Below are 23,122 nucleotides of genomic sequence, written 5' to 3'. Positions count from 1 at the left end.
GGCTTGCCCTCCTTTTCTGTCAAGTTTTTACCATCTTATTTTCAATCAATCATATTTTTATCATTTAACGATTATATACAATTTCTTTATATTATTATTTTAACATAATTTTCATAGTTTTTAAATAAATATAATAAAAACACCTAAAAAAGCACACTCTCATTTATCTGAAAGTGTGCTTTATTATTACTGATTAGCGATTTACTTAGCTGCTGCGTAAAGCTCGTTGACTTTATCCCAGTTAACAAGTTCAAAGAATGCTGCGATGTAGTCAGGGCGAACATTGTGGTATTTGAGGTAGTAAGCGTGTTCCCAAACATCCAAACCAAGTACAGGTGTTTCACCATCTGTAATCGGATTGTCTTGGTTTGCTGTTGATATCACTTTAAGTTCACCATTAGCATCTACTACCAACCATGCCCAGCCGCTACCGAAACGACCTGTTGCAGCTGTTTTGAAAGTTTCTTTGAAGGCATCAAAGTCACCAAATTTAGCGACAATAGCTTCTCCGATGGCACCAGTTGGTGCACCACCAGCATTTGGTGCCAAGATTTCCCAGAAGAAACTATGGTTGACATGACCACCACCGTTGTTTTGAACAGCAGTACGGATATCATCAGGAACTGAAGCCAAATCTTTCACAAGTTCAAATGCTGATTTATCAGCCAATTCAGGATGTTTATCAATTGCAGCGTTCAAGTTAGCAACGTAAGTTGCATGGTGTTTGTCATGGTGCAATTTCATCGTTGCTTCATCGAAAAATGGTTCAAGTGCATCGTATGCGTAAGGTAGTTCTGGAAGTGTGTGTGCCATGTTGGTACCTCTTTCTTTAATTCTCTGATTGATGAGTTATGTTATACCTTCATTCTACCTCAAAACATAAGATAGCGCCAATATTTAGATTGAAAATTTTTGCTTATTAAGACTGTTAAAATAACATAAGAGAAAGACATTTCATCTTGCATTTTTAAACGATTTTAGGCTGCTATTTTACTGTTCCTTGCCTTCAAGGACTATGTCCTGAGCTGTAATATCACTGCCAAAGAAATCTTTCAAGGTTGCAGCATAATCTTTGGCAAAAAAGCTATCTTCCCCAAGTTTTTCAAGTTCCTGATTTGTCCAGTCAAGCAAGGATTGATTCCCTTTTTTGATTCCCGGGTTAATCGTTGAGACGTCACCTAGTTCTTTAATACCAACTTCGAACTCTGGATTTTCTTTAACCCAAGCGTACAAGTAACTATTATCATCTGCAATTGCATCTGCACGACCATCTTTCAGAGCTTGGAATTGTTGTGTTTTAGATTCGTACTTTTCAAGTATCACATCTGGTTGTTTGCTTGTAAAATAGGCTTCTGCTGTTGTCCCTTTATTAACAATGACTTTTTTACCTTTAAGCTGTGAGACTTCTGTAATAGGCTTTTCTTTAAGACTTGCCACTCCGATTGCGACTTTCATGTAGGGATTAGCAAAATCAATCACTTTTTCACGTTCAGGTGTTTTAGTAAAATTAGCAAGGACTAAGTCAACTTTATTAGACTTGAGGGCATCCACACGTTCTTCCGCATTGACAATGACATATTTCACCTTAACGCCTAAATCTTTTGCAATTTGATTGCCGAGATAGACATCATAGCCCTGATTCTTACCGTCAGCATCCAAATACCCATAAGGTGATAAGTCGCCAAATACTGCGATTTTAATTTCACCACGTTTTTTAATAGCATCGACACTTGAGGGATTCTTATCCTTCGTAGCATTGTCTTTTTTGTCTCCAGATGTACCACACGCAGCAAGCGAAAGAGCTACGCCTACAACTGCTAAAATACCGACTGCTTTTTTCCAAATTTTCATAATCTGATTCTCCATTTAAGATGTTGAGGCGACCGTTTTGAGCCTATGAAAAATAGGAAAAGGCGTAAGCGAACGAAGTTCGTGCGCACTTTTATCTTTTTTCATAGTCTCAAGGAGCCGAAACTCAATTTATATATTTTTATTAATAGGCTAAACTAGATAAAAATTGTTTAACACGAGGGTTATCTTCTGTTGTGAAGAAAGCTTCTGCATTCGTCTCTACGAGAATTTGACCTGTGTCCATAAAGATAACACGGTCAGCGACTTGTCTGGCGAAATTCATCTCATGTGTGACAATCAGCATGGTCATGCCTTCTGAAGCTAGCCCTTGAATCACGCTTAGGACTTCTCTCACCATTTCTGGGTCAAGGGAGGCTGTCACTTCATCAAAAAGTAAAACTTGTGGTTGCATGATAAGGCTCCTGACAATGGCTACTCGTTGTTTTTGACCTCCGGATAATTCACGGGGATAGCTTTCAGCCTTATCGGCTAGTCCAATCCGTTCCAAAAGGGCAATGGCTTCTGATGTGACTGCTGTTTTTTCACGTTTCTGAACTTTTAGGGGGCCTAATAAAATATTATCTAGCACGGTTAAATTTGGAAAGAGGTCATAGGACTGAAACACCATCCCAATCTCTGGTCTAATTTTCTGCCAAGCTAGCTCATTAAGTTCTAAAGTTCTATCGTTGAAACTAATTTCTCCACTGTCAATTGTCTCTAAACCATTGAGCGTACGAAGTAGCGTGGATTTGCCACTGCCGGAGGGACCTAGTAAAACGAGTACTTCTCCCTTGTCAATGGTTAGCGATACGCCTTTTAGTATGTCGTTTTTGCCGAATTTTTTATGAATATTCTGAGCTTCTAAAACACTCATGTGCGTGCCTTCCTTTCTAGGCGTTTAGCTAGTACTGATAAGGGCCAACAGAGGATAAAGTACAAGAAGAAAATGAAACCATAGACCCACAGCGAGGCTGTCGGAATTTTAATCGTGTAATTTTCTATGACTTGTTGGCCTACTTTAATCATTTCTGGGACGCCAATTATCAAAAGAATAGAGGTCGTTTTAATGACGCGTGTTACAAGATTCAGGGTTGCAGGAATTACAAGTGGTAAACCTTGAGGTAAATAAATATAGCGGTACTGTTGTCTTTTAGACAAACCAAGTGCACGTCCTGCATCGATTTGTGCTTTCGGAATGCTAATCAAAGCTGACCTAACGACATCACTCATTTCGGAGGAAATCCAAAGGACGAAGACGAGTACAGAAACTGTGAACTGGCTGATATCCGAATTTAAAGCTTCTGGTAGGATGTAGTAAAAAACAAATAGTAAAACCAGTAAGGGCATCATCCGAAAAATTTCCAAATATATCTTGAAAATCAATTTAATCACTCTTAAATTTGAGGTTCTGAGTATGCCAAATAGCACACCTAGTAGTAGACCAATAACCAGAGAAACAACTGAGATTTTAGCAGCTAACCACATACCACCCAAAATTCGGGACAAGTTGTTACCATCAAAAAAGATATTAAGACCCGAAGATGCCATGGCGAACTCTCCTTTCGATATAACTGATAATGAGTGACAAAGGCATTAAAATGACCGCATAAGAAATAACCAACATCAGTAAGTATTCTCGAGTCAAGTAATACATACCAATCAAATCCCGTGTCACATTGGTCAAATCCATAATCGCAATAGCTGAAAATACCGACGTTTCTTTCAGCAAGAAGAGCGTATTCGCACCAACAGCTGGGACACTATTGGCAAATCCTTGCGGAAAAATAATGAAACGTGCCAATTGTACTCTTGTCAACCCAAGCGCACGACCACTTTCCACTTGAATCCTTGCAACTGATTCAATCCCTCCTCGAAAAGCTTCACTCATATAACCACCACCTAGAAAGGCTAACCCGATAATGCCAACTGTTTCTTTTTCTAATTGAATGCCAATACGTGGCAAGCCATAATATAAGAAAAAGAGTTGAATCAATAAAGGTGTATTACGTGATATTTCTGTATAGGCACTGGCAATTTGCCGAAAAATTGGTAATCTAAAATAGATGACAAAACTCGAAATCAAACCAATAATTAAAGCAAGTACAATACCAATGCTTGCAAGTTTTAACGTGACGCCCATTGCATGTATATACTGTGGTAAAGCTTCGGACATCATTTGACTAGCCATATTCTCTCCTTAAACAGCATCATATTTTTACCATATTTCTCTTACCATTTTAACGCTGAATCAATGACTTAGTCTTAAAAATAGCAAAAGATCGTGATAGGAAATCCTAATCACGACCTTTTGCTATTTAACGCAAGTAATTCTTAACTCATTTCAAAGCTTCTACAGACGGTGTGTAATCGCCACCGTAAAATTTATCAGACAGTTCTTTCAAAGTGCCATCTTCCGATAAGGTTTTAATGGCTTTATCCATTTCACCTTTAAGTTTTTCTTGTGTGTCATCCAAGATGTAGTATTCATAGGTTTTAAATGTCGGATACTCTTTCAAATCAGGAATGTTGCTAGCAACTGTGACACCATGTGTCTTAGCTAAGTTTTCCGCTGCTGATTTTGAGGCGAATAGGAAGTCAATTTGCCCCGACTCAACCGCAGCCAAGCGGTCAGCTAGTGAGCGTTCTGAATAAGTCACTTCAATTTTTTTATCTGGGTATTTCTTATTCCATGCTTCAAAAATAGCACCATAGTTAGTTCCTGCAGGAATCTCTGTTTTTTTACCAATTAAATCTTTAATTGATGTGTAATTATTTTTCGTGCTTGAAAAGATAGCATTGACATTTTCAGAAATCGGATAAGTAAATAAATATTTCTTTTCCCGTTCAGGTGTTTTGCCAAAGTTATTGGCACCAATTTGACTACGGCCTGCATCTAAATCCGTTAAAATTGCTTCATCGGATACAATTTTATAGTTGAATTTGTAATCAGGCAATTTTTTATCAATGGCTTTCAACACCTCAATATCAAAACCTGTCAAGGTATTGCCATCTTTATAAGCATAAGGCTTAGAGTCTGCTGTTTGCGCCACTGTAATTGTTGTCGCTTTTTTAGATATATCCGTCGCATCCTTATTTGACTTACCACACGCTGCCAAAAATGCAACACTTAGTAAGCCGACAGCAGCAAGCGCTGCTACTTTTTTAAATCTCATAATCAAAAATCCCCTTTTCAAATTGATAAACCTCATTTTACCATAAAAATCATAAAGGACTGCTTTTAAAAACTGTATGACGACTTTTAAAAAAGAAATGACCAATTTTGATCATTTCCTTTATAAATCATGATAGCTTTGATAGAGTTCCTGACGAACCAAACCACGTATTTTTGCAACCTTTTTAATAGCTGCATTAGGTTTTTCACCAGTTTGAATCAAGGCCTCAACAGCCTCTAAATCTGTTAAATCAGATGTTTCATCCTGTTTGACCCCATCAGACCCACTCACAATAATTAAGCATTCACCCTTAATTGGATGCCTCTCTAACGATGCCAAAACTTCAGAAATACGACCACGTCGATATTCTTCGAAAAGCTTCGTCAATTCCCGCACAAAAGCCACCTCACGGTCACCGTAAACAGCCAATAAATTAGTCAGCGTTGCAGCCACTCGATGAGGCGACTCATAAAATATCTGACTTTCTGGATAAGCCTTTTTTTCGGTTAAAAAAGCGACTTGTTCTGACTTTTTACGTGGTAAAAACCCGTAAAAAATATGGGGTTGTGGTGCGATACCAGAGGCAATCAAGGCTGTAATCCCCGCACTTGCACCCGGCAGAGCAACGACATCAATCCCCTCAGAGATACAGGCTAAAACCAAGTCATGTCCTGGATCAGAAATTGAGGGTAAACCTGCATCAGAAACCTGAGCAATAGCTTTACCAGATGCTAAAAATTGCACCATTTTCGAAAGCTTCAAACCACTATTATGCTCATGAAAACTCTCTTGCGGTGTCTCAATCTCAAAATGATTGAGCAATTTTTGTGTATTTCGCGTATCTTCCGAGGCAATCAAATCAACTGTTTTCAAAATTTCGACCGCTCGAAAAGTCATGTCGTCCAAATTACCGATTGGTGTCGGCACGAGATACAGCGTCCCAGCTGATTTTGCACCCTTAAAACTTTGCTGAAAATTCATCATCTATATAAAATCTCCGCGCAATACAGACACGTCTCCCCTGGTTCCAAACGCTGACCATAAAAATCCCGACAAACATGAAAACCATCTTCGTAAATTTCTTGCAAATTTGACATAGGTACTTTTTTGGTCAATTTTTCATTCTTGTTTTCTGGACTATGTGGCTCTGAAAATTCAGTCAAACGGTCACGCAATCGCGCATTTTCCAAGCGTAGGCTTGTATTCTCTGTTAATAATTTTTGATAGTTGGTTTTAATATCACTGACTTGCGTGAGTGTTGCTACCAAACCTTCTTCAAGTTCAGATAGATGCTCAAAGAAAGACATTTTATCTGTCATCAAACCACCTCAATTTCTGAAACGTCATAATCCTGAATCTGATTATCCAACCGTGCCTTGACTGTATTAGATAAGATATTCAGACCGATTACCCGTGCTTGACCATCAACCGTCTTGATTGTATCTCCAAAATCCGGGAATTTTTTCCGTGCCTGACGGTAAAAATCATCTTCATAACTCAAGCAACACATTAAACGGCCACATAGACCATTTAACTTGCTCTGATTGAGCGATAAAACCTGATTCTTAGCCATCTTAATGCTGACGTTGGGAAATTCACCCATAAATTCTGAACAGCAAAGAGGACGTCCGCAAGGACCAATGCCGCCAAATGTTTTGGCAACATCTCGTGAGCCAATTTGACGCAATTCAATCCGAGTTTTAAAACTACTGGCTAAATCTTTTAAAAGCGCTCTAAAATCCACCCGATGTTCAGCCGTAAAGCTGATATATAATCGTTTGTAGTCAAGCGTATACTTGACTTCTATGACTTTCATATCAAGACTGTGATCTTGCACCAAACGCTTCACTGTTATCTTAGCAGCATCAGAATCCTGGGCAACCTTTTCAGCTAATTCAAAGTCTAGAGCATTAGCTTGAGAAACGATATAGCCATCACTTAATAGCTCAGGCGAAACCTTACGTACAATACGTCCCATCACCTTATATTTTTCAGTTTTAATCACTACAGTGTCAGCAATCTCATAATGACTATTACTTGAGACAAAAAGATTGTCCTCACCATGTGTCAATTTGATTTCGTAATTCATAATTTTCTTTCTTAATGCCCCAAAGCATTGTTAAATCATAAAATAAGAAACAACTACCTAGTCGTTCACCTTATCCTAAAATAATTTTTTCAAGACTGGCTTGAAAATTCACATTTGCACGCCAGTATTTTTGCGCCGTAAACACATTTTGCGCCCATTTAGGTTGGCGTCTTTTGACAAAAAAGATGGCAAGGATATTGAATGCCAAGCCTTGCAATCTTTTATCTTTAAACAAAGGCGCTAGCTGCATGATTTGCAGCAAAGCTTCATCAGCATCACTAGCCAAGGTCTTAGTGAATTTATCTAATTGCTTGACACTCTCTAAAAAAACCTTATCCGCTGCCAACGCTTCAGCCTCAGGCAAAGATGTCACAACCTCTGAAATGATACTAGCATCTGTCTTGAGTGTCCCTTTTTGCTCCAAATAGTTTTGAATCAACTGAGATTGACTTGGAAAAGTAATGATTTGGGCACGCGACTTAATGGTTTCAAGCACCATGTTCTCAGATGCTGTTAAAAGAAAGATGTAAATTTCAGACTCTGGCTCCTCAATAGACTTGAGTAAAGCATTAGCGGCATTTACATGAAGTTTTTCAGCCCCATCTATAATCACAACTTGGCGATTCGTTTCAAAACCAGACTGTGAAAAAGTAAGTAATAACTCTCGGATTTGCTGCGTTTTAATCGTTTGCCCATCAGGACTTACAAGATGTAAATCCGTAAAGTCATTAGCCGCAACAAGCCGACATTCTCGACACTGACCACAAGGTAGCCCATCTTTCAGGTCACCACAAAAGCGAGACTGAGCTAACCAGATTGCCATTTCCATAGCACCAAAGCCACCTGAAAACAAGAAAGCATGATGTAACTTGTTGTGCTTTAATACTTGAGAAAAACGAGCAAAAAGTTCAGGTTGTAATTCAGAAATGACCATCAAAAATCTCCGGGAACCTTATTTGTAAAGTGGATAATGTCGCTGCCACAACTTGATCAATCGCTTGTGAGGCATCTATCGTCACAATACGTTTAGGATTAGCTTTAGCAATGGCTTGATAACCAGCACGTACTTTTTGATGCATCTCTTGCGCTTCTAAATCAAGACGGTTAACTTCACGATCACCTGACATAACACGTGAAAGGCCAATCTCTGTATCAACATCAAAATACAGGGTCAAGTCTGGCAAGAGACCATCCGTTGCAAAATTGTTAATTGTTTCAACATCCGCTACGTCGATCCCACGCGCATAGCCTTGATAGGCCACTGATGAATCAATGAACCGATCAATGATAACGATTTTGCCTTCAGCTAAGGCGGGGCGTACTTTTTCATTCAGATGTTGTCTACGTGCAGCAGCAAATAAGAGCAACTCTGTTTTACCATCAATCGCAGTGTTTTCAGGTGCCAGTATAATTTCGCGAATATTCTCTGCAATCCGAATACCACCTGGTTCACGCGTCGTTAAAATATCAACGCCCATTTGTGTCAGTATCGGTAAAATTTGATGTAATATCGTTGTTTTTCCAGCGCCCTCGGGCCCCTCCAACGTGATTAAAATTCCTTTGCTCATGGTTTAAATTATATCATTTTTTTGCCAAAATTTGGGGCAAATCCGTGATATTGATTAACCCAATCACATCTACTGGGCGCACTTTATTATAGTCCGTTACCTTGGTAATCAGTAATACGACAGATTTTTGCCCGAGTTTCATTTCGTCAAGCAGTATTTTTTCTGCTTCAAAAATTGAGGCTGACGCTGGGATAAACCTCACAATTGCTTGCGATTGAGCTAACATATCTGACACTGACGGTTTTTTTGATAACGTTAATGCATGGACTAAGGCATTTGCCGTGATGATTTTACGCATGACAAATTTACCATTTCGAATGACTGGAAACTGTGTATGATGGTGGCGCTTAATCAAATCCATCACGGTATCAAAATCAGCAAATTCTGGCACAAAGATTACCTCTGATGCAAAGAGCTGGCCAACTGTTATCGGTTTAGTCAGGACCTCATAAACGTGTTGAATCAGTGTCACGACTTCTGGTTGAATGACAAAATAGTTGTTCGATAGCTTATGTTGCATCATGTTACGTAAATTATTAAACAATTCAAAGTCCATTGCATACTCACGCGCTCCGGGCATATAGGCCATGATGGCATCTGTTAGCTGGGACATCGGCATATATTTACCTGTTTTATTGAATTTTTTGTTGGCAAAAGCCTCTATTTTTTTATAAATTGCTATAAATTGTTCATTCAATGTGTTAGGTGTCGACTCTAGTTCCGACGGCATTTGTTTTTCTGTCATATAAAAAAGAACCTCTCGGTTCCATTTTAACATTATTCAAGTGAATTCGCCCAAGATTTCTGGAGCTTGCGTGATAATTGTGAAATCGCAAAATTGATAACGAAATAAATTAAAGCCACAAAGCCATAAATCATGAAAACTTGGCCAACTTGGAAATACTGCCCCATGAGAATCTGTGAATTACCGAATAACTCTTGTAAAGCAATAACTGAGTATAAAAACGAGGTATCCTTAATGACCGTCACAAACTGTGAAATAATGGCGGGCAACATTTTACGAACAGCTTGAGGCAACACGATATAAGTCAAAATCTGAGCATCTGAAAATCCTTGTGACTTACCAGCTTCAGTTTGACCTTCTGGCACACCATTCAAACCACCACGGATAATCTCCGCAAGGGCAGCTGTCGTAAAGACCGTAAAGGAAATAATACCCGCTGGCACTGACTTGACTTGGAAAATCAAGAAAACTACAAAAATCCATAACAGATTGGGGACATTTCTAACCACCTCAATATAGACACTCGCAATCAATTTGAAAAATGGATTTTTACCATTACGCATAACTGCTAATAATGTCCCAAGAATCGTTGAAAGAAAGATAGAAATAAAGGCGATAAAAAGTGTCAAGCTTAAACCTTGAAAGAGAAATCGAATATTGGTCGCCGTGAAAACCTGCGCCGCTTCTTGTGCTAAACTCATATGTCATATCCTCTCTTTCTAGCCGACACTATAGGCATTTTTATTTTTTTCTTCCATGCGACGCGCCAGAGTTGCAAGCGGGAAACATAGAGCAAAATAAAGCACACCAACTCCAACAAAGGCTGGAATATAGTTAACATTCATTGACGACCACGATTTAGCCGTAAACATAAGGTCAGCCCCTGAGATAATCGCAACTGTCGACGTATTTTTAATCAAGTTGACCACCTGATTCGTCAATGGCGGATAAATCATCCGAATAGCTTGGGGCAAAATAATCAAGCGCATGGTCCCACCGTATGTGAAACCTTGTGATTCTGCAGCCTCAGTCTGACCTTTAGGAACTCCTTCAATACCAGAGCGGATAACCTCTGCGATATAGGCACCGTGATATAGACCGACACAAATAATGGCTGTCCAAAATGCGGAAATAACTAAATCTTTATTTAGAAGTGGAAAACCATAATAGACCACAACAAATTGAATCAATAAAGGCGTATTTTGATACACCTCGACATACACTCGACTGATGCCACGTAAAATCTTATTTCGTGTGGCAGATAGCGAGCCGAATACCACACCTAATATCATGGCGAGTAGTAAAGCACCAATAGAAATCTCCAACGTATAGAGAAAACCATTTGCAAATTGACCAAAATCAGCAAAGAATGCCTGCCAACGTTCTAAAGCAAAAGGACTCATATTACACCTTTCTTTAATAAAAAAGCATTAAGCATGCTTTTTAATGTTCTAACCCATAATACTATCACACTTCAAACATCACTTATTTAGCGGTTGCATCTTTCAAATCATATTTATCAGTCATTTTTTTAAGCTCACCGTTTGCTTTTAGTGTCTTAATTTCTTTATCAAGATAGTCTGCTAATTCAGTGTTTGATTTTTTAGTTGCAATCCCGTATTCTTGACTAGCAAAGCCATCTCCCATAATTTCAGTCTTACTATCAACGTAGCCTGACAAAATTGATTTATCAACTGAGAAAGCATCAATACGACCTGATGTTAAAGCAGTTTTCAAAGTTGGATAATCAGACAACTCAGAATATTTGAAAGAGAGACCTTTTTCTTTACCCAATTTTTCAAGTTCAGTCTTAGTAGAGGCAGACTGTGCTACACCAATTGTCTTACCATCTAAATCATTAACTGACTTAAAGCCTGAGGCTTTATTCACTAAGAAGCCAATCTCATCTGTAAAGTAAGGTTTTGTAAAGTTATATGACTTTTGACGTTCAGGCGTAATCGTGAACGTAGCAATAACAGCATCAACTTGTTTATTATCAAGCAAAGGGCCACGTGTTTGAGCAGTAACTGGTACAAATTCAGCGGTCACACCAAGATCTTTAGCAATTTTTTTAGCTAAATCAATTTCAACACCTGTAAATTTATTTGTCTTAGGATCTTTATAACCAAAGTTAGGCACATCTTGTTTGACACCGATCACAATCTTGCCCTTTGATTTAATGTTATCTGTCGCAGATTTAGAACTGTCATCTTTTGATGCACCACATGCTGCCAATGTGACAGCAGCAAAAACGGTTGCGAGCATTGCTAATAGTTTAATTGATTTTTTCATTATAATTCTCCCTTTTTATCCCTTTTTTATTGGATTAAGTGACTTGTCTTGTATGACCTTTTAAAAGAACAAATCTCAAGTCTAATGGTTAATAATTTTACTCAGGAACTGTTTGGCGCGTGGTTCTTGTGGATTGTCAAAGAAACCAGCAACATCTGTCGTATCTTCTAACACTTCACCTGCATCCATGAAAATAATACGGTCAGCAACAGAACGTGCAAAGCCCATTTCATGTGTGACGACAATCATGTTCATACCTTCTTTAGCAAGACCTTGCATAACAGATAAAACATCACCAATTGTTTCTGGATCGAGTGCTGACGTTGGCTCATCAAATAATAAGAGCTTAGGATTCATAGCTAAACCACGTGCAATCGCAACCCGTTGCTTTTGACCACCTGACAATTGACCTGGAAAGGCATCTTTTTTATCCCACATATTCACAAACTTCAAATATTTTTCAGCGGTGACAGTCGCATCACGCAATTCGCGTTTGAGAACTTTTGTTGGTGCTAATGTAACATTTTCTAGCACGGTTTTGTGAGGATAAAGATTAAAATGCTGGAAAACCATGCCAACTTCTTTTCGAAGTTCAACGAGATCTTTTTTTGTCGCATGATCAACATGGTGACCATTCACGATCAATTCCCCAGATTCAATCCCTTCTAAAGCATTGATTGTTCGAATCAAGGTCGATTTCCCAGAACCAGAAGGGCCTAATAACACCACGACTTGTCCTTCTTCAATCTCTAAATTGATATCTTTCAGAGCATGATAATCGCCGTAATATTTCTGGACATTTTTAAACGCTATAAGCGGCATTTGAGACTCCTCATCTATCTATATTTTAGTTGTTTTTTGCTATACTCTGTGATTTTATAAAATCGACAATGAGATAACATGTCACAACTTATAACATGTGACTATTTTACCACTTAATTTCTGAATTGTCAAACAATTCTATTCATAAATTCCTCAAAAGCAATCGCACTATAGCCTCTTTTGATTGCTGAAATGATTAAAAAACGTTATAATAAAAGTAATAATGGAGAAATTATATATGAAAAAAATTCTTGTTGTTGATGACGAAAAGCCAATTTCAGATATTGTCAAATTCAATCTGACCAAAGAGGGCTACGAGGTCTTGACTGCTTTTGATGGTGAGGAGGCACTTGAAATTTTCGCTGCTGAACAGCCCGACCTCATTTTACTTGATTTAATGTTACCCCAAAAAGACGGTCTTGAAGTGGCACGCGAAATTCGAAAATCTTCAGAAGTACCGATTATCATGGTTTCTGCCAAAGACAGTGAATTTGATAAAGTGATTGGTTTAGAGTTAGGTGCGGACGACTATGTCACCAAGCCTTTTTCAAACCGCGAACTTTTAGCTCGCGTCAAAGCTAATTTACGCCGTTCCAATGTAGCGGCTGAGACGACATCAGCTAATGCTGATAAAAAAGAAATTCGGATTGGTAACATTACCATTGCACCAGAGAAATATGCGGCTTACAAAAATGATAAACATATTGACTTGACACACCGCGAGTTTGAACTTTTGCACTATTTGGCCCAACATGTCGGTGAAGTCATGACGCGCGAGCACTTGCTTGAGACGGTTTGGGGTTATGATTATTTCGGCGATGTTCGCACAGTTGATGTAACAATTCGTCGGTTACGTGAAAAAGTTGAAGATACACCAAGCCGTCCTGAGTACGTTGCGACACGCCGCGGTGTCGGTTATTATTTGAGTAATCCTAATGAAAAATAAACTCCCTTTTACAAGCACTATTTTATTTAAAGCGGTAATCTCACATTTACTGCTTTTTTCAGCTTTATTTGTTTGGAATGCGCATGGTTTTCTGACACGTGAAGCATCTTTTGTGCGGTTTAGTGTTTTTTACCTCAGCTCACTTCTGCTATTGGTCTGGTTTGCAACACGAATTTCCATTGGTTTAAATCAGATTTCTGATCAAATTGATGACTTCACCGAGCAAAAATATACTGTCAGGAAACAAATTCCCGGTCATACCGAAATCAATCAGCTCTATGATAAAGTCGTTAATCTCGGCGAGAAAACTGAGCATGCGCAAGAAAGACTAGAGTCTTCTAGTACCCGACTGAACGGTATCCTGACTTACATGACGGACGGCGTCATCGCCACAGATCGCCGCGGTAAAATCGTCCTCGCTAACACAGCAGCCCTAGAATATCTTAACGTCTCAGAAAAAAATCTTCTTTCTCGCAAAATCATTGATGCGCTTGATATTGCCTCTAACTATACCTTCCGAGATTTGCTTGAGAGTGAGCCTGAGATTATTATTGACTCCGAAAACGCCATGGGTGAATTTACGACACTACGCATTAAATTTGCTCTTTTCCGCCGGGAATCAGGGTTCATTTCTGGGGTCGTTGCTGTTTTACACGACGTCACTGAACAAGAAAAAAATGAGCGAGAAAGACGTTTGTTTGTTTCTAACGTGTCACATGAGTTGCGGACACCTCTAACCTCTGTTAAATCTTATCTGGAAGCGCTTGATGAAGGTGCTATCAATGACCCAGACATTGCTCCAGGCTTTATCAAAGTATCACTAAAGGAAACGGATCGAATGATTCGTATGATTCAAGATTTAGTGACCCTATCTCGTATGGACTCCGATACGATTGCCCTTGAAAAAGAAGTGATAAATTTCATCGCCTTTCTTCATTATCAACTCAATCGTTTTGACCAAATTGTCGGCAATAGTGATGAAAATGAAAAGCAGTTTAAGATTGTCCGTCAAATCCCACTACAACCAATTTGGATGGAAATTGATACCGATAAAATGGGGCAAGTCATTGATAATCTGATGAATAATGCTATCAAATATAGCCCTGCTGGTGGTCAGATTACTGTCAGTTTGGAGCAGACTAATACGCAAGTTCTCTTGCGCATTTCTGATGAAGGGCTTGGCATACCTAAAAAAGATCTCCCTAAAATTTTCGACCGTTTCTATCGTGTTGATAAAGCACGTAGCCGCGAACAAGGCGGTACTGGACTTGGTCTTGCAATCGTTCGTGACATCGTGAAGATGCACAATGGTTTCGTTTGGGCAAAGTCCGACGGCGAAACCGGTACAACTTTCACTGTCGTTCTCCCTTATGCACCACTTGAGGATGAGACTGATTCAGAGGTAGACGATTGGACTGGATTGACAGACTAGTCTGTCCTATACAAAACAAACAAAAAAACTACCATGATTCTTAAAAACACGTGAATCATGGTAGTCTACTTTTAGCAAGGATACGAAATTGACAAAAGAAAATGGATTTAAATACAGTATATTAGCCAGCGGTTCAACTGGTAATGTTACTTATATCGAAACGCCAGAGCGTAAAATTTTAGTTGATGCTGGACTTTCCGGCAAAAAAATTGAAGGTCTCATGAATGAAATCGGCAGAAGTTTAAGGGATGTCGATAGCCTACTTGTAACACATGAACATAAGGATCACGTGGCAGGGCTAGGTGTGCTTGCCCGCAAGTATAAAATGAATCTCTATGCTAATGAGCTAACTTGGCAAGCCATTGGGGATGCCTGTGGCAAGATTGATACGACTCAAAAACATATTTTTGAAATGGGCAAAATGCTAACATTTGGTGATATTGATATCGAAAGTTTTGGGGTTAGTCATGATGCTGCTGCGCCTCAATTTTACAAATTTATGAAAGATGGTAAAAGCTTTGTCATGTTAACAGACACTGGCTATGTGAGTGATCGGATGCGGGGAACAATCGAGAATGCAGATGCTTACCTGATGGAATCTAATCACGATGTCGAAATTCTGCGGATGGGTAACTACCCTTGGCGGTTAAAACAACGGATTCTTTCAGATCACGGCCATTTGTCAAATGAAGATGGGGCAAGTACAGCGCTCTCTGTCATCGGGACGCAAACTAAGAAAATTTTGTTGGGTCACCGTAGTCAGGAAAATAATCTGAAAGAACTGGCTCATATGACGATGGAGAATACTTTGATGCAGCATGACATCGATGCAAAAAACGATGTACAAGTTTTAGATACGAGTCACGTTGAAGCTAGCCCTCTGTATCATATCTAATTTTCTAAGATGATTGATACCAAATAAAAAAACTCATCCAAAGATGAGATTAGATGAAGACTGAAATTGCTGCTGCAACTGCTGCAAATACAGTTAAAATTAGCATCAACCAGACAATGAGCATGACAACTTTTTGAAAAGTTGTTTTTTGTTGTTTTTTATAAGCCATACACAAATTCTACCGCAAAATGCGATGTTTTTCAAGCACTTAGTTAAGAGATAAATGATATAATAAGTTTATCAAAATCTCTCCTAAAATTAAAAAGCGCGAACATCAATTCATTTTAATGCAGACTTTAATATCAGAGTGTATTTAGATAATACTAGAAAAAGAGGCGATTATGGAAGGTAATAAAATCAACGGAAAGACAGTCACTGAGTCAGAATTATTAGCGCTCGGCTATCGGAAGTATTATTCTGACGACCTAGATGTTTTCTACAATAAAGCTATTTGTGCTCATGTGGGTAATTGTGTTCGCGGAGACTCCAATGTCTTTGAGGTAGGCCGTAGACCTTGGATTATCACAAGCAATGCTGCTTCCGTTGAACAATGTATCACTGTCATTAACTCTTGTCCAAGTGGTGCTTTAAAATGGCTCTACCACAGTCAAGGTGATTTAATCAAGAAGGAAATTGCCATGCCAAACTTTACATTTGAGGATCAAGGGGATCAAATTGTTTTGATCAACGCAGACACGCAGCAACAAGCAGGCGAAATTGCCTTTATGGAAGCGGAAGATACCCTTATCATCGTACATACTGGTGTTAATCCTGAATTTCGGGGCAACGGATTGGCCGAACAACTTGTCGCTAAAGTTGTCGAAAAAGCTCGGCGTGAAGATAAAAAAATCTTCCCAATCTGCCCCTTTGCCCAAAAGGAATTTAAAGCCAAACCAGAATATTCAGATGTTTTACGTCAGGATGTTTAAAACTGAACTTTAAAAGTGTCACCTATTAACGATAAGAGTTTGCTTTGATATTTTCACAGTAAGCTTTTTTGATACTTTGATAGCTGATTAAATTCATTAAGAAAAGACCTACCAATATAGTAGGCCTTATTTTTATATTTACCGATTTGATTAAGCTTTGTTTCAAATAATTTCTTTGAAATTGTTCTGGGCACAATCAAAGATTGTTTCGCAGAATAAGGCTTAAGCTTTGTTTGCTGAACCGAAAACGTCGATACGTTCTTCAACTGCTGCTTGAACTGCGTCAATACCTGGTTTAAGGAATTTACGTGGGTCAAACAATTTTTTAGCTTCGTAGTCAGCTTCGTTAGCATCATAGTCACGTGCAAATTGACGAGTTGCTGCTGCAAAGGCTTGTTGTGATTCAGTGTTAACGTTAACTTTAGCAACACCCATTTTGATTGCTTCGCGAATTTGGTCATCAGGGATACCAGAACCACCGTGAAGAACGATTGGGAAACCAGGAACAGCTTCAGTTAATTTTTTAAGGTGATCCAAGTCAAGACCAGTCCAGTTAGCTGGGTAAGGACCGTGGATGTTACCGATACCAGCTGCAAGGAAGTCAATACCTGTTTTAACCATTTCAACTGCATCTTCGATTGGTGCTAATTCACCAGAACCGATGATACCATCTTCTTCACCACCGATAGTCCCAACTTCAGCTTCGACTGAGATACCTTTAGCATGAGCAAGCTCAACGATTTCTTTAGTTTTTTCAAGGTTTTCAGCGATTGGAAGGTGTGAACCGTCAAACATCAATGATGTGTAACCAACTTCAATAACTTCTTTAGCGTCTTCATAATGACCGTGGTCAAGGTGAATTGCAACTGGTACAGTGATGTTCATTGATTCCACAAGGTTTTCAATGATGTATTTAGCTGTTTTGTAACCACCCATGTATTTACCAGCGCCCATAGACGTTTGGATAAGTACTGGAGCTTGTTTAGCTTGAGCTGCACGCAAGATAGCTTGTGTCCACTCCAAGTTGTTTGTATTGAATCCACCGATTGCGTAGCCATTTTCACGAGCTGCTGCAACGAATTTTTCTGCTGAAACGATTGCCATTTCTTAAGTTCCTCCAAAATTTATTTAACGTGTTAATTATACCACTTTGTGAAGGATTATTCTAGTTTTTAGTGGATTTATTTTATTTTATTCAATTTTTACCACTTATTTACTGAAAATTACAGATAAATTTACAACATTTTTACTCTAGCAAAAAAACTTACGCATCCCATTAACTATCTGGCATCGTAAGTTTCATTGTCTTTATTTTATTTCATTTCGATTAATAAATCTTGTGTAGCAATTGCTTCTGCTGCCTTCACATTAATTCTCTTAATTTCACCATCGAATGGCGCCTCGATAGTTGTTTCCATCTTCATCGCTTCTGTTACCATGAGTGGCTGCCCTTTAACAACTTTCTCATCTGGTTTGACAAGGACTGTCACAACTGAACCAGGCATCGTCGCACCGATATGGTGCGGATTAGACGGCTCTGCTTTCTCTTTGACAATCGCTGTTGATTTAATCGACGTATCCTTGACAATTACCTCACGGCGTTGACCATTGAGGTTAAAGAAGAGCGTTCTGTTACCTTCACTATCAGGCTCAGAAATGCTATCCAAATGAATCAGTAAAACCTTACCTTTTTCGATTTCAACTGAAATCTTTTCACCTACACGCATCCCGTTAAAGAAGGTCGGTGTATCAAGTAACGTCACACTACCAAATTCATTTTGCATTTTTTGGTAATCAAGAAAGACTTGCGGATAAAGAATATAACTCAAGACCTCATGCTGACCAGGTTCATAGCCTAACTTCTCAGTCAACTCAGGAACCACATCATCAAAATTAACCGGTGCTGCGTGCAAACCAGGACGATCTGTGATAAAAGGTTTATCCTTTAGAATAATTTTCTGTAATTTTTCTGGGAAACCACCAACAGGTTGACCTAAATCACCTGCGAAGAAGCTAATCACCGACTCAGGGAAACTGAGCGTGTCACCTTTTTCGTAGATATCTTCCTCAGTGAGGTCATTTTGCACCATGAAGAGTGCCATATCGCCAACAACTTTAGAAGAAGGTGTCACCTTGATAATATCACCAAACATCATATTAACCGTATGATACATCGCCTTCACTTCGTCGAAGCGTAAGCCCAAACCAACAGCCGTTGCTTGTGATTGGAGGTTAGTATATTGACCACCAGGCATTTCATGCGAGTAAACTTCTGTTTGCGGACTTGTTAAACCTTTTTCGAATGGCGCATAGAATTTACGAACATCTTCCCAATAATGGTTGATTTGTGTCGCATTATCAATATCCAATTCAGGTGCCCGTTTGCCATTTTCCAAAGCATAATAAAGCGATGACATACTTGGTTGGCTCGTTCCTGATGACATGGCTGCAGTCGCCACATCGACAATATCAGCACCTGCCGTTACCGCTGCAGAACAAGTAATGATCCCATTACCGGAAGTATCATGCGTATGCAAATGCAACGGAATATCAACCGTTTCTTTCAATTCTGAAATCAAACGATAAGCCGCTTGCGGTTTAAGAATCCCCGCCATATCTTTGATAGCTAAAATATGTGCACCCGTCGCCTCAAGCTCTTTAGCTAAATCTTTGTAGTATTTGATGTTATATTTTTGACGATTATTGTCTAAAATGTCACCCGTATAACACATAGTCGCTTCAACAATTTTACCCGTATCACGAACAGCCTGAATTGATTTTTCCATCTGAGGTAACCAGTTAAGCGAATCAAAGACACGAAAAACATCAATTCCTTCTTGCGCCGCAATCCTAATAAACTCCTGAATAACATTATCCGGATAATTTTGGTAACCGACCGCATTTGACCCACGAAAGAGCATTTGGAACATGGTATTTGGCATTAATTTGCGAAGTTGACGCAGACGATACCATGGACTTTCATTCAGAAAACGATAAGCCACATCAAAGGTTGCCCCACCCCACATCTCAGCAGAAAATAGATTTGGTAAGCCTTGATCCACTGCTGATGCGACTTGTTTCATATCTTGTAAGCGCACACGAGTTGCCAAAAGACTTTGATGGGCATCTCGGAAAGTTGTATCCGTCAACAGCACTTCCTTACGAGATTTGACAAAATCAACAACGGCACTAGCACCTTGCGTATCTAGGATATTCTTAGTCGTCAACGTATCGATTTTCTTCACTTTTGGATAGCGTGTTTCATCGAAATATGGCTTAACCTTCTGATCAATCCCAGGGAAACCATTGACTGTGATATTAGCGATGTATTTCATCGTCTTGTTACCACGGTCTCTCAAACGTGGTAAATTAAAGAGTTCCGGTGTACTATCAATAAAGGTCGTCTTGGCATCTCCCGAAATAAATTCTGGGTGATTCAGGACATTTCTCAAGAATGGGATATTCGTTTTAACACCACGGATTCGGAATTCTCGTAGACAGCGGTCCATCTTACGAACTGCTTCCTTGAAATCAGTCGCATTCGTAATCACTTTAACAAGTAAGCTATCAAAGTATGGTGTTACTTCATAACCAGAATAGGCATTTCCGACATCAAGACGGACACCAAAACCACCTGGTGAGCGATACGTATCAATTTTACCTGTATCAGGTAGGAAATTATTTTCAGGATCTTCCGTCGTAATCCGACATTGAATAGCAGAACCTATTAATGGTATTTTATCTTGTTCAGGAATCTTCACATCTTTATGAAGGTCAGCACCTTCAGAGATTAAAATCTGAGCTTGTACGATGTCAATACCTGTGACAACCTCTGTAATCGTGTGCTCAACCTGAACACGTGGATTTACTTCGATGAAATAAAATTCGTTGTCCTTCACCAAAAATTCAACAGTTCCGGCATTAACATACCCCACATGTTGGCAGAGTTTAACTGCTGCATCACAAATACGTTGACGCAAGTCATCAGCCATACCAACGCTCGGTGCAACTTCAATTACCTTTTGATTCCGACGTTGAACAGAACAGTCACGTTCATATAAATGCACCACATTACCATGAGCATCACCAAGGATTTGAACTTCGATATGTTTCGGATTAGTAATATATTTTTCGACATAAATTTCATCAGAACCAAAAGCTGATTTAGCTTCTGATGCAGCACGTGCATAACCGTCACGCGCCTCAGATTCATTATGCGCAACACGCATCCCACGACCGCCACCACCAAGGGCAGCTTTAATCATGACTGGATAGCCAAAAGTGCGACCAAATTCGAGAGCACCTTCTAAGTCTACTGGACCTTCAGTTCCTGGAATAGAGCCAACACCAGCTGCAATAGAAGCCTCTTTGGCCTTGATTTTATCACCAAAAATATCTAGATGATGCAAAGTTGGTCCAACAAAAATCAAACCAGCTGCTTCAACCTTACGCGCGAAGTCAATGTTTTCTGATAACAGACCATAGCCTGGGTGGACAGCCTCAGCACCAGATTCAAGTGCAATACGCACGATATCATCAATATCAAGGTAAGCATCAATCGGTTTCTTGCCAGTACCTACTTGGTAAGCTTCATCGGCTTTAAAACGGTGAACAGAATACTCATCTTCTTTTGCATAAATCGCTACGGTTGAGATACCCAACTCGTTACAAGCACGGAAGACACGGATAGCAATTTCGCCACGGTTAGCAACTAGTAGTTTTTTCATATATAAAACCTTTCAATTTTTTACAGAAACAAAAGTTATCTTTAAAGACTGTGAGTTCACGGTCTAGAAAAGTTGTCGCATTAAAATTCAAAAATACCTGGAATGGGCACTTGCATGATTAATTATCACGCAAAGCGTTTGGCGAGAGCTCAGAAAAATCGTATTTAGCAGTCATTTCCGCTAGCTCTCGCCGTTTTTCATCTGCGGAAATATTGAGTATAAAGCCTATTCCAACGGATAGGGTTAGCAGCGAATTCCCACCCTGACTCAGGAAGGGGAAGGTCACCCCAGTAGAGGGAATCAAACCTGAAATGCCGCCGATATTAACCAAAACCTGTGAAAAGAGAATGGTTCCTACACCAATTGATAGCATACTATTAAATGGGTTCTTAGCTCGAATACCGACAATAAAAATACGCATGATCAAGAAGAAAATGATCCCTAGGATAATAATCCCACCAATCAAGCCTAACTCCTCAATCACAATCGCAAAGATGAAGTCAGTATGCGCCTCTGGTAAATACCCTTTCTTCTCAATTGAATTACCTAAGCCACGACCGAACCAACCACCATTTGAAATCGCATAATAACCGTTAATGAGTTGGTGTCCTGAATCGCCTGTATCCTGAAATGGATTGGCAAAGGCGATGAATCGCTTGTTCACATAGGCAATTGAGCCAAAGAAACTTGGAATGATATTACCACCCGTAATTTTGAGTAGAGCTAAAATAGCAAGGGTCAAGGAACCAAAAATCTTCAGAAAACCAGTCCCCCAACGATATGAAATACCGCTAGCCATAATAACCGCAGCTGACGGAATCATAATAAGTAAGGCATTCCCCATATCTGGCATAATGACAACAGCACCAATCATTACCAACAGCCAAAATCGCCAACCACTGAGGAAGTTAACCCAGAATTGATTTCTATCAAAAAGGGCATTGATGTCATAGGTCTGAATTTTTTCTTGTTTACTAGCAAAGGTAGCAGATAGAAACCAGACAGATACAAATTTTAAGTATTCTGCCGGCTGGATACTCCCGATACCAGGGATAATAATCCAACCATGTGCGCCATTTACTGTTGGCACCAAAAATCTAGCAATAAATAGCAAGACAAGCATGACAGGAATTAAAATCCCAAACCAATTACGACTTCTCAATTTATCAACCTTGATGCGGTAAATGACCACAATCATGATTAATGAAAAGGCAAAGAAAATGGTCTGATTTCGAAAGAGCTGATAAGGTGGTAAACCAAGCTCTATTTGATGAGGAACAGTAGCTGAGAAAACCATAATCAGGCCTAGCACCGATAAAATCAAATAGGGGATAAGTATTGAGTAATTTAAAAAGTGTCTTTTTTTGAGTTCTTTCATAGTCATATTATTGAGTTATTCACTCAACTGTTATCCTTTAATTAGGCAGAGTCTAGCAGTCATCTTGAATAACTACTAGGCAGTGCTTAGTAATAGCTACTAACCAAAACATGAAAGTAAATCATCTTCAAGATGAGATGGCTTCATTGTCAGTTGACTATTATTTACAGTGATTAAGATACATTATATCATTTTTTTAAATAAAAAAAAGAAAGTAGTTGAAATTTTCTAACAACTTTCTATTAATGTTCGGTTTATACCTCTTCACGAACTGA

24 protein-coding genes and 1 pseudogene are annotated in these 23,122 nt (G+C 39.2%); 5 read left to right on the top strand and 20 right to left on the bottom strand.

Annotated elements, in window-relative coordinates; genetic code table 11:
- Positions 1–201: 201 nt before the first annotated feature.
- The 16 genes from RR45_RS07765 to RR45_RS07690 all read right to left on the bottom strand — a co-directional run bounded on the left by RR45_RS07765 (position 202) and on the right by RR45_RS07690 (position 12,540).
- Positions 202–813 (bottom strand): superoxide dismutase, encoded by a 612-nt coding sequence (locus tag RR45_RS07765; protein ID WP_031366065.1) that lies wholly within the window; start codon positions 811–813, stop codon positions 202–204.
- 177 nt (positions 814–990) lie between these two features.
- Entirely contained in the window at positions 991–1,851 is an 861-nt protein-coding gene (locus tag RR45_RS07760) for a transporter substrate-binding domain-containing protein (RefSeq protein WP_031366066.1), read from the bottom strand.
- Positions 1,852–1,993: 142 nt separating this feature from the next.
- On the bottom strand, positions 1,994–2,725 hold the full coding sequence (locus RR45_RS07755) for an amino acid ABC transporter ATP-binding protein (protein WP_031366067.1): 732 nt from the start codon (positions 2,723–2,725) through the stop codon (positions 1,994–1,996).
- Entirely contained in the window at positions 2,722–3,399 is a 678-nt protein-coding gene (locus RR45_RS07750; RefSeq protein WP_031366068.1) for an amino acid ABC transporter permease, read from the bottom strand. Before RR45_RS07750 ends, RR45_RS07755 begins: the two co-directional genes overlap by 4 nt.
- Complete coding sequence (locus tag RR45_RS07745; protein ID WP_031366069.1) at positions 3,380–4,039, bottom strand: amino acid ABC transporter permease; 660 nt, start codon at positions 4,037–4,039, stop codon at positions 3,380–3,382. The genes RR45_RS07750 and RR45_RS07745 overlap by 20 nt, the downstream gene beginning before the upstream one ends.
- Positions 4,040–4,187: 148 nt before the next feature.
- Positions 4,188–5,024, bottom strand: a complete 837-nt coding sequence (locus RR45_RS07740) for a transporter substrate-binding domain-containing protein (protein ID WP_031366070.1) — start codon at positions 5,022–5,024, stop codon at positions 4,188–4,190.
- Between the two features lie 120 nt (positions 5,025–5,144).
- A complete protein-coding gene (rsmI, locus tag RR45_RS07735) occupies positions 5,145–6,005 on the bottom strand; it encodes a 16S rRNA (cytidine(1402)-2'-O)-methyltransferase (RefSeq protein WP_031366071.1) in 861 nt (286 codons plus the stop codon).
- Complete coding sequence (locus tag RR45_RS07730; protein WP_003137577.1) at positions 6,005–6,343, bottom strand: initiation control protein YabA; 339 nt, start codon at positions 6,341–6,343, stop codon at positions 6,005–6,007. The genes rsmI and RR45_RS07730 overlap by 1 nt, the downstream gene beginning before the upstream one ends.
- Entirely contained in the window at positions 6,343–7,113 is a 771-nt protein-coding gene (ricT, locus tag RR45_RS07725; RefSeq protein WP_031366073.1) for a regulatory iron-sulfur-containing complex subunit RicT, read from the bottom strand. The genes RR45_RS07730 and ricT overlap by 1 nt, the downstream gene beginning before the upstream one ends.
- Positions 7,114–7,183: 70 nt before the next feature.
- The gene (locus tag RR45_RS07720; protein ID WP_031366074.1) at positions 7,184–8,047 is read right to left on the bottom strand and encodes a DNA polymerase III subunit delta'; all 864 of its coding nucleotides are present in this window, start codon (positions 8,045–8,047) and stop codon (positions 7,184–7,186) included.
- Entirely contained in the window at positions 8,034–8,681 is a 648-nt protein-coding gene (tmk, locus tag RR45_RS07715) for a dTMP kinase (protein WP_031366075.1), read from the bottom strand. Before tmk ends, RR45_RS07720 begins: the two co-directional genes overlap by 14 nt.
- Before the next feature lie 13 nt (positions 8,682–8,694).
- On the bottom strand, positions 8,695–9,426 hold the full coding sequence (locus tag RR45_RS07710) for a CBS domain-containing protein (RefSeq protein ID WP_031366076.1): 732 nt from the start codon (positions 9,424–9,426) through the stop codon (positions 8,695–8,697).
- Between the two features lie 32 nt (positions 9,427–9,458).
- Positions 9,459–10,127 carry an amino acid ABC transporter permease gene (locus RR45_RS07705; RefSeq protein WP_031366077.1) on the bottom strand — a complete coding sequence of 223 codons (669 nt, stop codon included), beginning with the start codon at positions 10,125–10,127 and terminating at the stop codon, positions 9,459–9,461.
- Positions 10,128–10,145: 18 nt separating this feature from the next.
- A complete protein-coding gene (locus RR45_RS07700; RefSeq protein ID WP_031366078.1) occupies positions 10,146–10,829 on the bottom strand; it encodes an amino acid ABC transporter permease in 684 nt (227 codons plus the stop codon).
- Positions 10,830–10,911: 82 nt separating this feature from the next.
- Entirely contained in the window at positions 10,912–11,718 is an 807-nt protein-coding gene (locus RR45_RS07695; RefSeq protein ID WP_031366079.1) for a transporter substrate-binding domain-containing protein, read from the bottom strand.
- 81 nt (positions 11,719–11,799) lie between these two features.
- A complete protein-coding gene (locus RR45_RS07690; RefSeq protein WP_031366080.1) occupies positions 11,800–12,540 on the bottom strand; it encodes an amino acid ABC transporter ATP-binding protein in 741 nt (246 codons plus the stop codon).
- Positions 12,541–12,778: 238 nt separating this feature from the next.
- On the opposite strand from RR45_RS07690, the gene yycF reads away from it, so the two are divergent.
- The 3 genes from yycF to RR45_RS07675 all read left to right on the top strand — a co-directional run bounded on the left by yycF (position 12,779) and on the right by RR45_RS07675 (position 15,813).
- Complete coding sequence (gene yycF, locus RR45_RS07685) at positions 12,779–13,486, top strand: response regulator YycF (protein ID WP_031366081.1); 708 nt, start codon at positions 12,779–12,781, stop codon at positions 13,484–13,486.
- On the top strand, positions 13,476–14,918 hold the full coding sequence (locus RR45_RS07680; protein WP_031366082.1) for an ATP-binding protein: 1,443 nt from the start codon (positions 13,476–13,478) through the stop codon (positions 14,916–14,918). The genes yycF and RR45_RS07680 overlap by 11 nt, the downstream gene beginning before the upstream one ends.
- A gap of 88 nt (positions 14,919–15,006) precedes the next feature.
- Entirely contained in the window at positions 15,007–15,813 is an 807-nt protein-coding gene (locus RR45_RS07675; RefSeq protein WP_031366083.1) for an MBL fold metallo-hydrolase, read from the top strand.
- Positions 15,814–15,862: 49 nt separating this feature from the next.
- On the opposite strand, the gene RR45_RS07670 is transcribed toward RR45_RS07675, so the two are convergent.
- Positions 15,863–15,982, bottom strand: a complete 120-nt coding sequence (locus RR45_RS07670) for a DUF4044 domain-containing protein (protein WP_003137598.1) — start codon at positions 15,980–15,982, stop codon at positions 15,863–15,865.
- Positions 15,983–16,154: 172 nt separating this feature from the next.
- Here RR45_RS07670 and RR45_RS07665 point away from each other — a divergent pair.
- Together RR45_RS07665 and RR45_RS07660 are read left to right on the top strand one after the other, a co-directional pair.
- Positions 16,155–16,412, top strand: a pseudogene (locus RR45_RS07665) ((4Fe-4S)-binding protein); the annotation flags it as partial.
- A 39-nt stretch (positions 16,413–16,451) separates the two neighbouring features.
- Complete coding sequence (locus RR45_RS07660; protein ID WP_084463461.1) at positions 16,452–16,742, top strand: GNAT family N-acetyltransferase; 291 nt, start codon at positions 16,452–16,454, stop codon at positions 16,740–16,742.
- A 222-nt stretch (positions 16,743–16,964) separates the two neighbouring features.
- Here RR45_RS07660 and RR45_RS07655 read toward each other — a convergent pair whose 3' ends face one another.
- The 3 genes from RR45_RS07655 to RR45_RS07645 form a co-directional block, all read right to left on the bottom strand.
- Positions 16,965–17,846 carry a class II fructose-bisphosphate aldolase gene (locus tag RR45_RS07655; RefSeq protein ID WP_003137602.1) on the bottom strand — a complete coding sequence of 294 codons (882 nt, stop codon included), beginning with the start codon at positions 17,844–17,846 and terminating at the stop codon, positions 16,965–16,967.
- Between the two features lie 209 nt (positions 17,847–18,055).
- Positions 18,056–21,469, bottom strand: coding sequence for a pyruvate carboxylase (locus RR45_RS07650; RefSeq protein WP_031366085.1), 3,414 nt, complete (start codon positions 21,467–21,469; stop codon positions 18,056–18,058).
- Positions 21,470–21,587: 118 nt separating this feature from the next.
- Entirely contained in the window at positions 21,588–22,847 is a 1,260-nt protein-coding gene (locus RR45_RS07645; protein ID WP_031366086.1) for an FtsW/RodA/SpoVE family cell cycle protein, read from the bottom strand.
- Between the last annotated feature and the right edge of the window lie 275 nt (positions 22,848–23,122).

It is taken from the genome of Pseudolactococcus chungangensis CAU 28 = DSM 22330, from assembly GCF_002441885.1.
In the GTDB taxonomy this organism is placed as follows: domain Bacteria; phylum Bacillota; class Bacilli; order Lactobacillales; family Streptococcaceae; genus Pseudolactococcus; species Pseudolactococcus chungangensis.
Note: the sequence above shows the minus strand (reverse complement) of the source record. Positions and strands in the feature narration are given on the sequence as shown.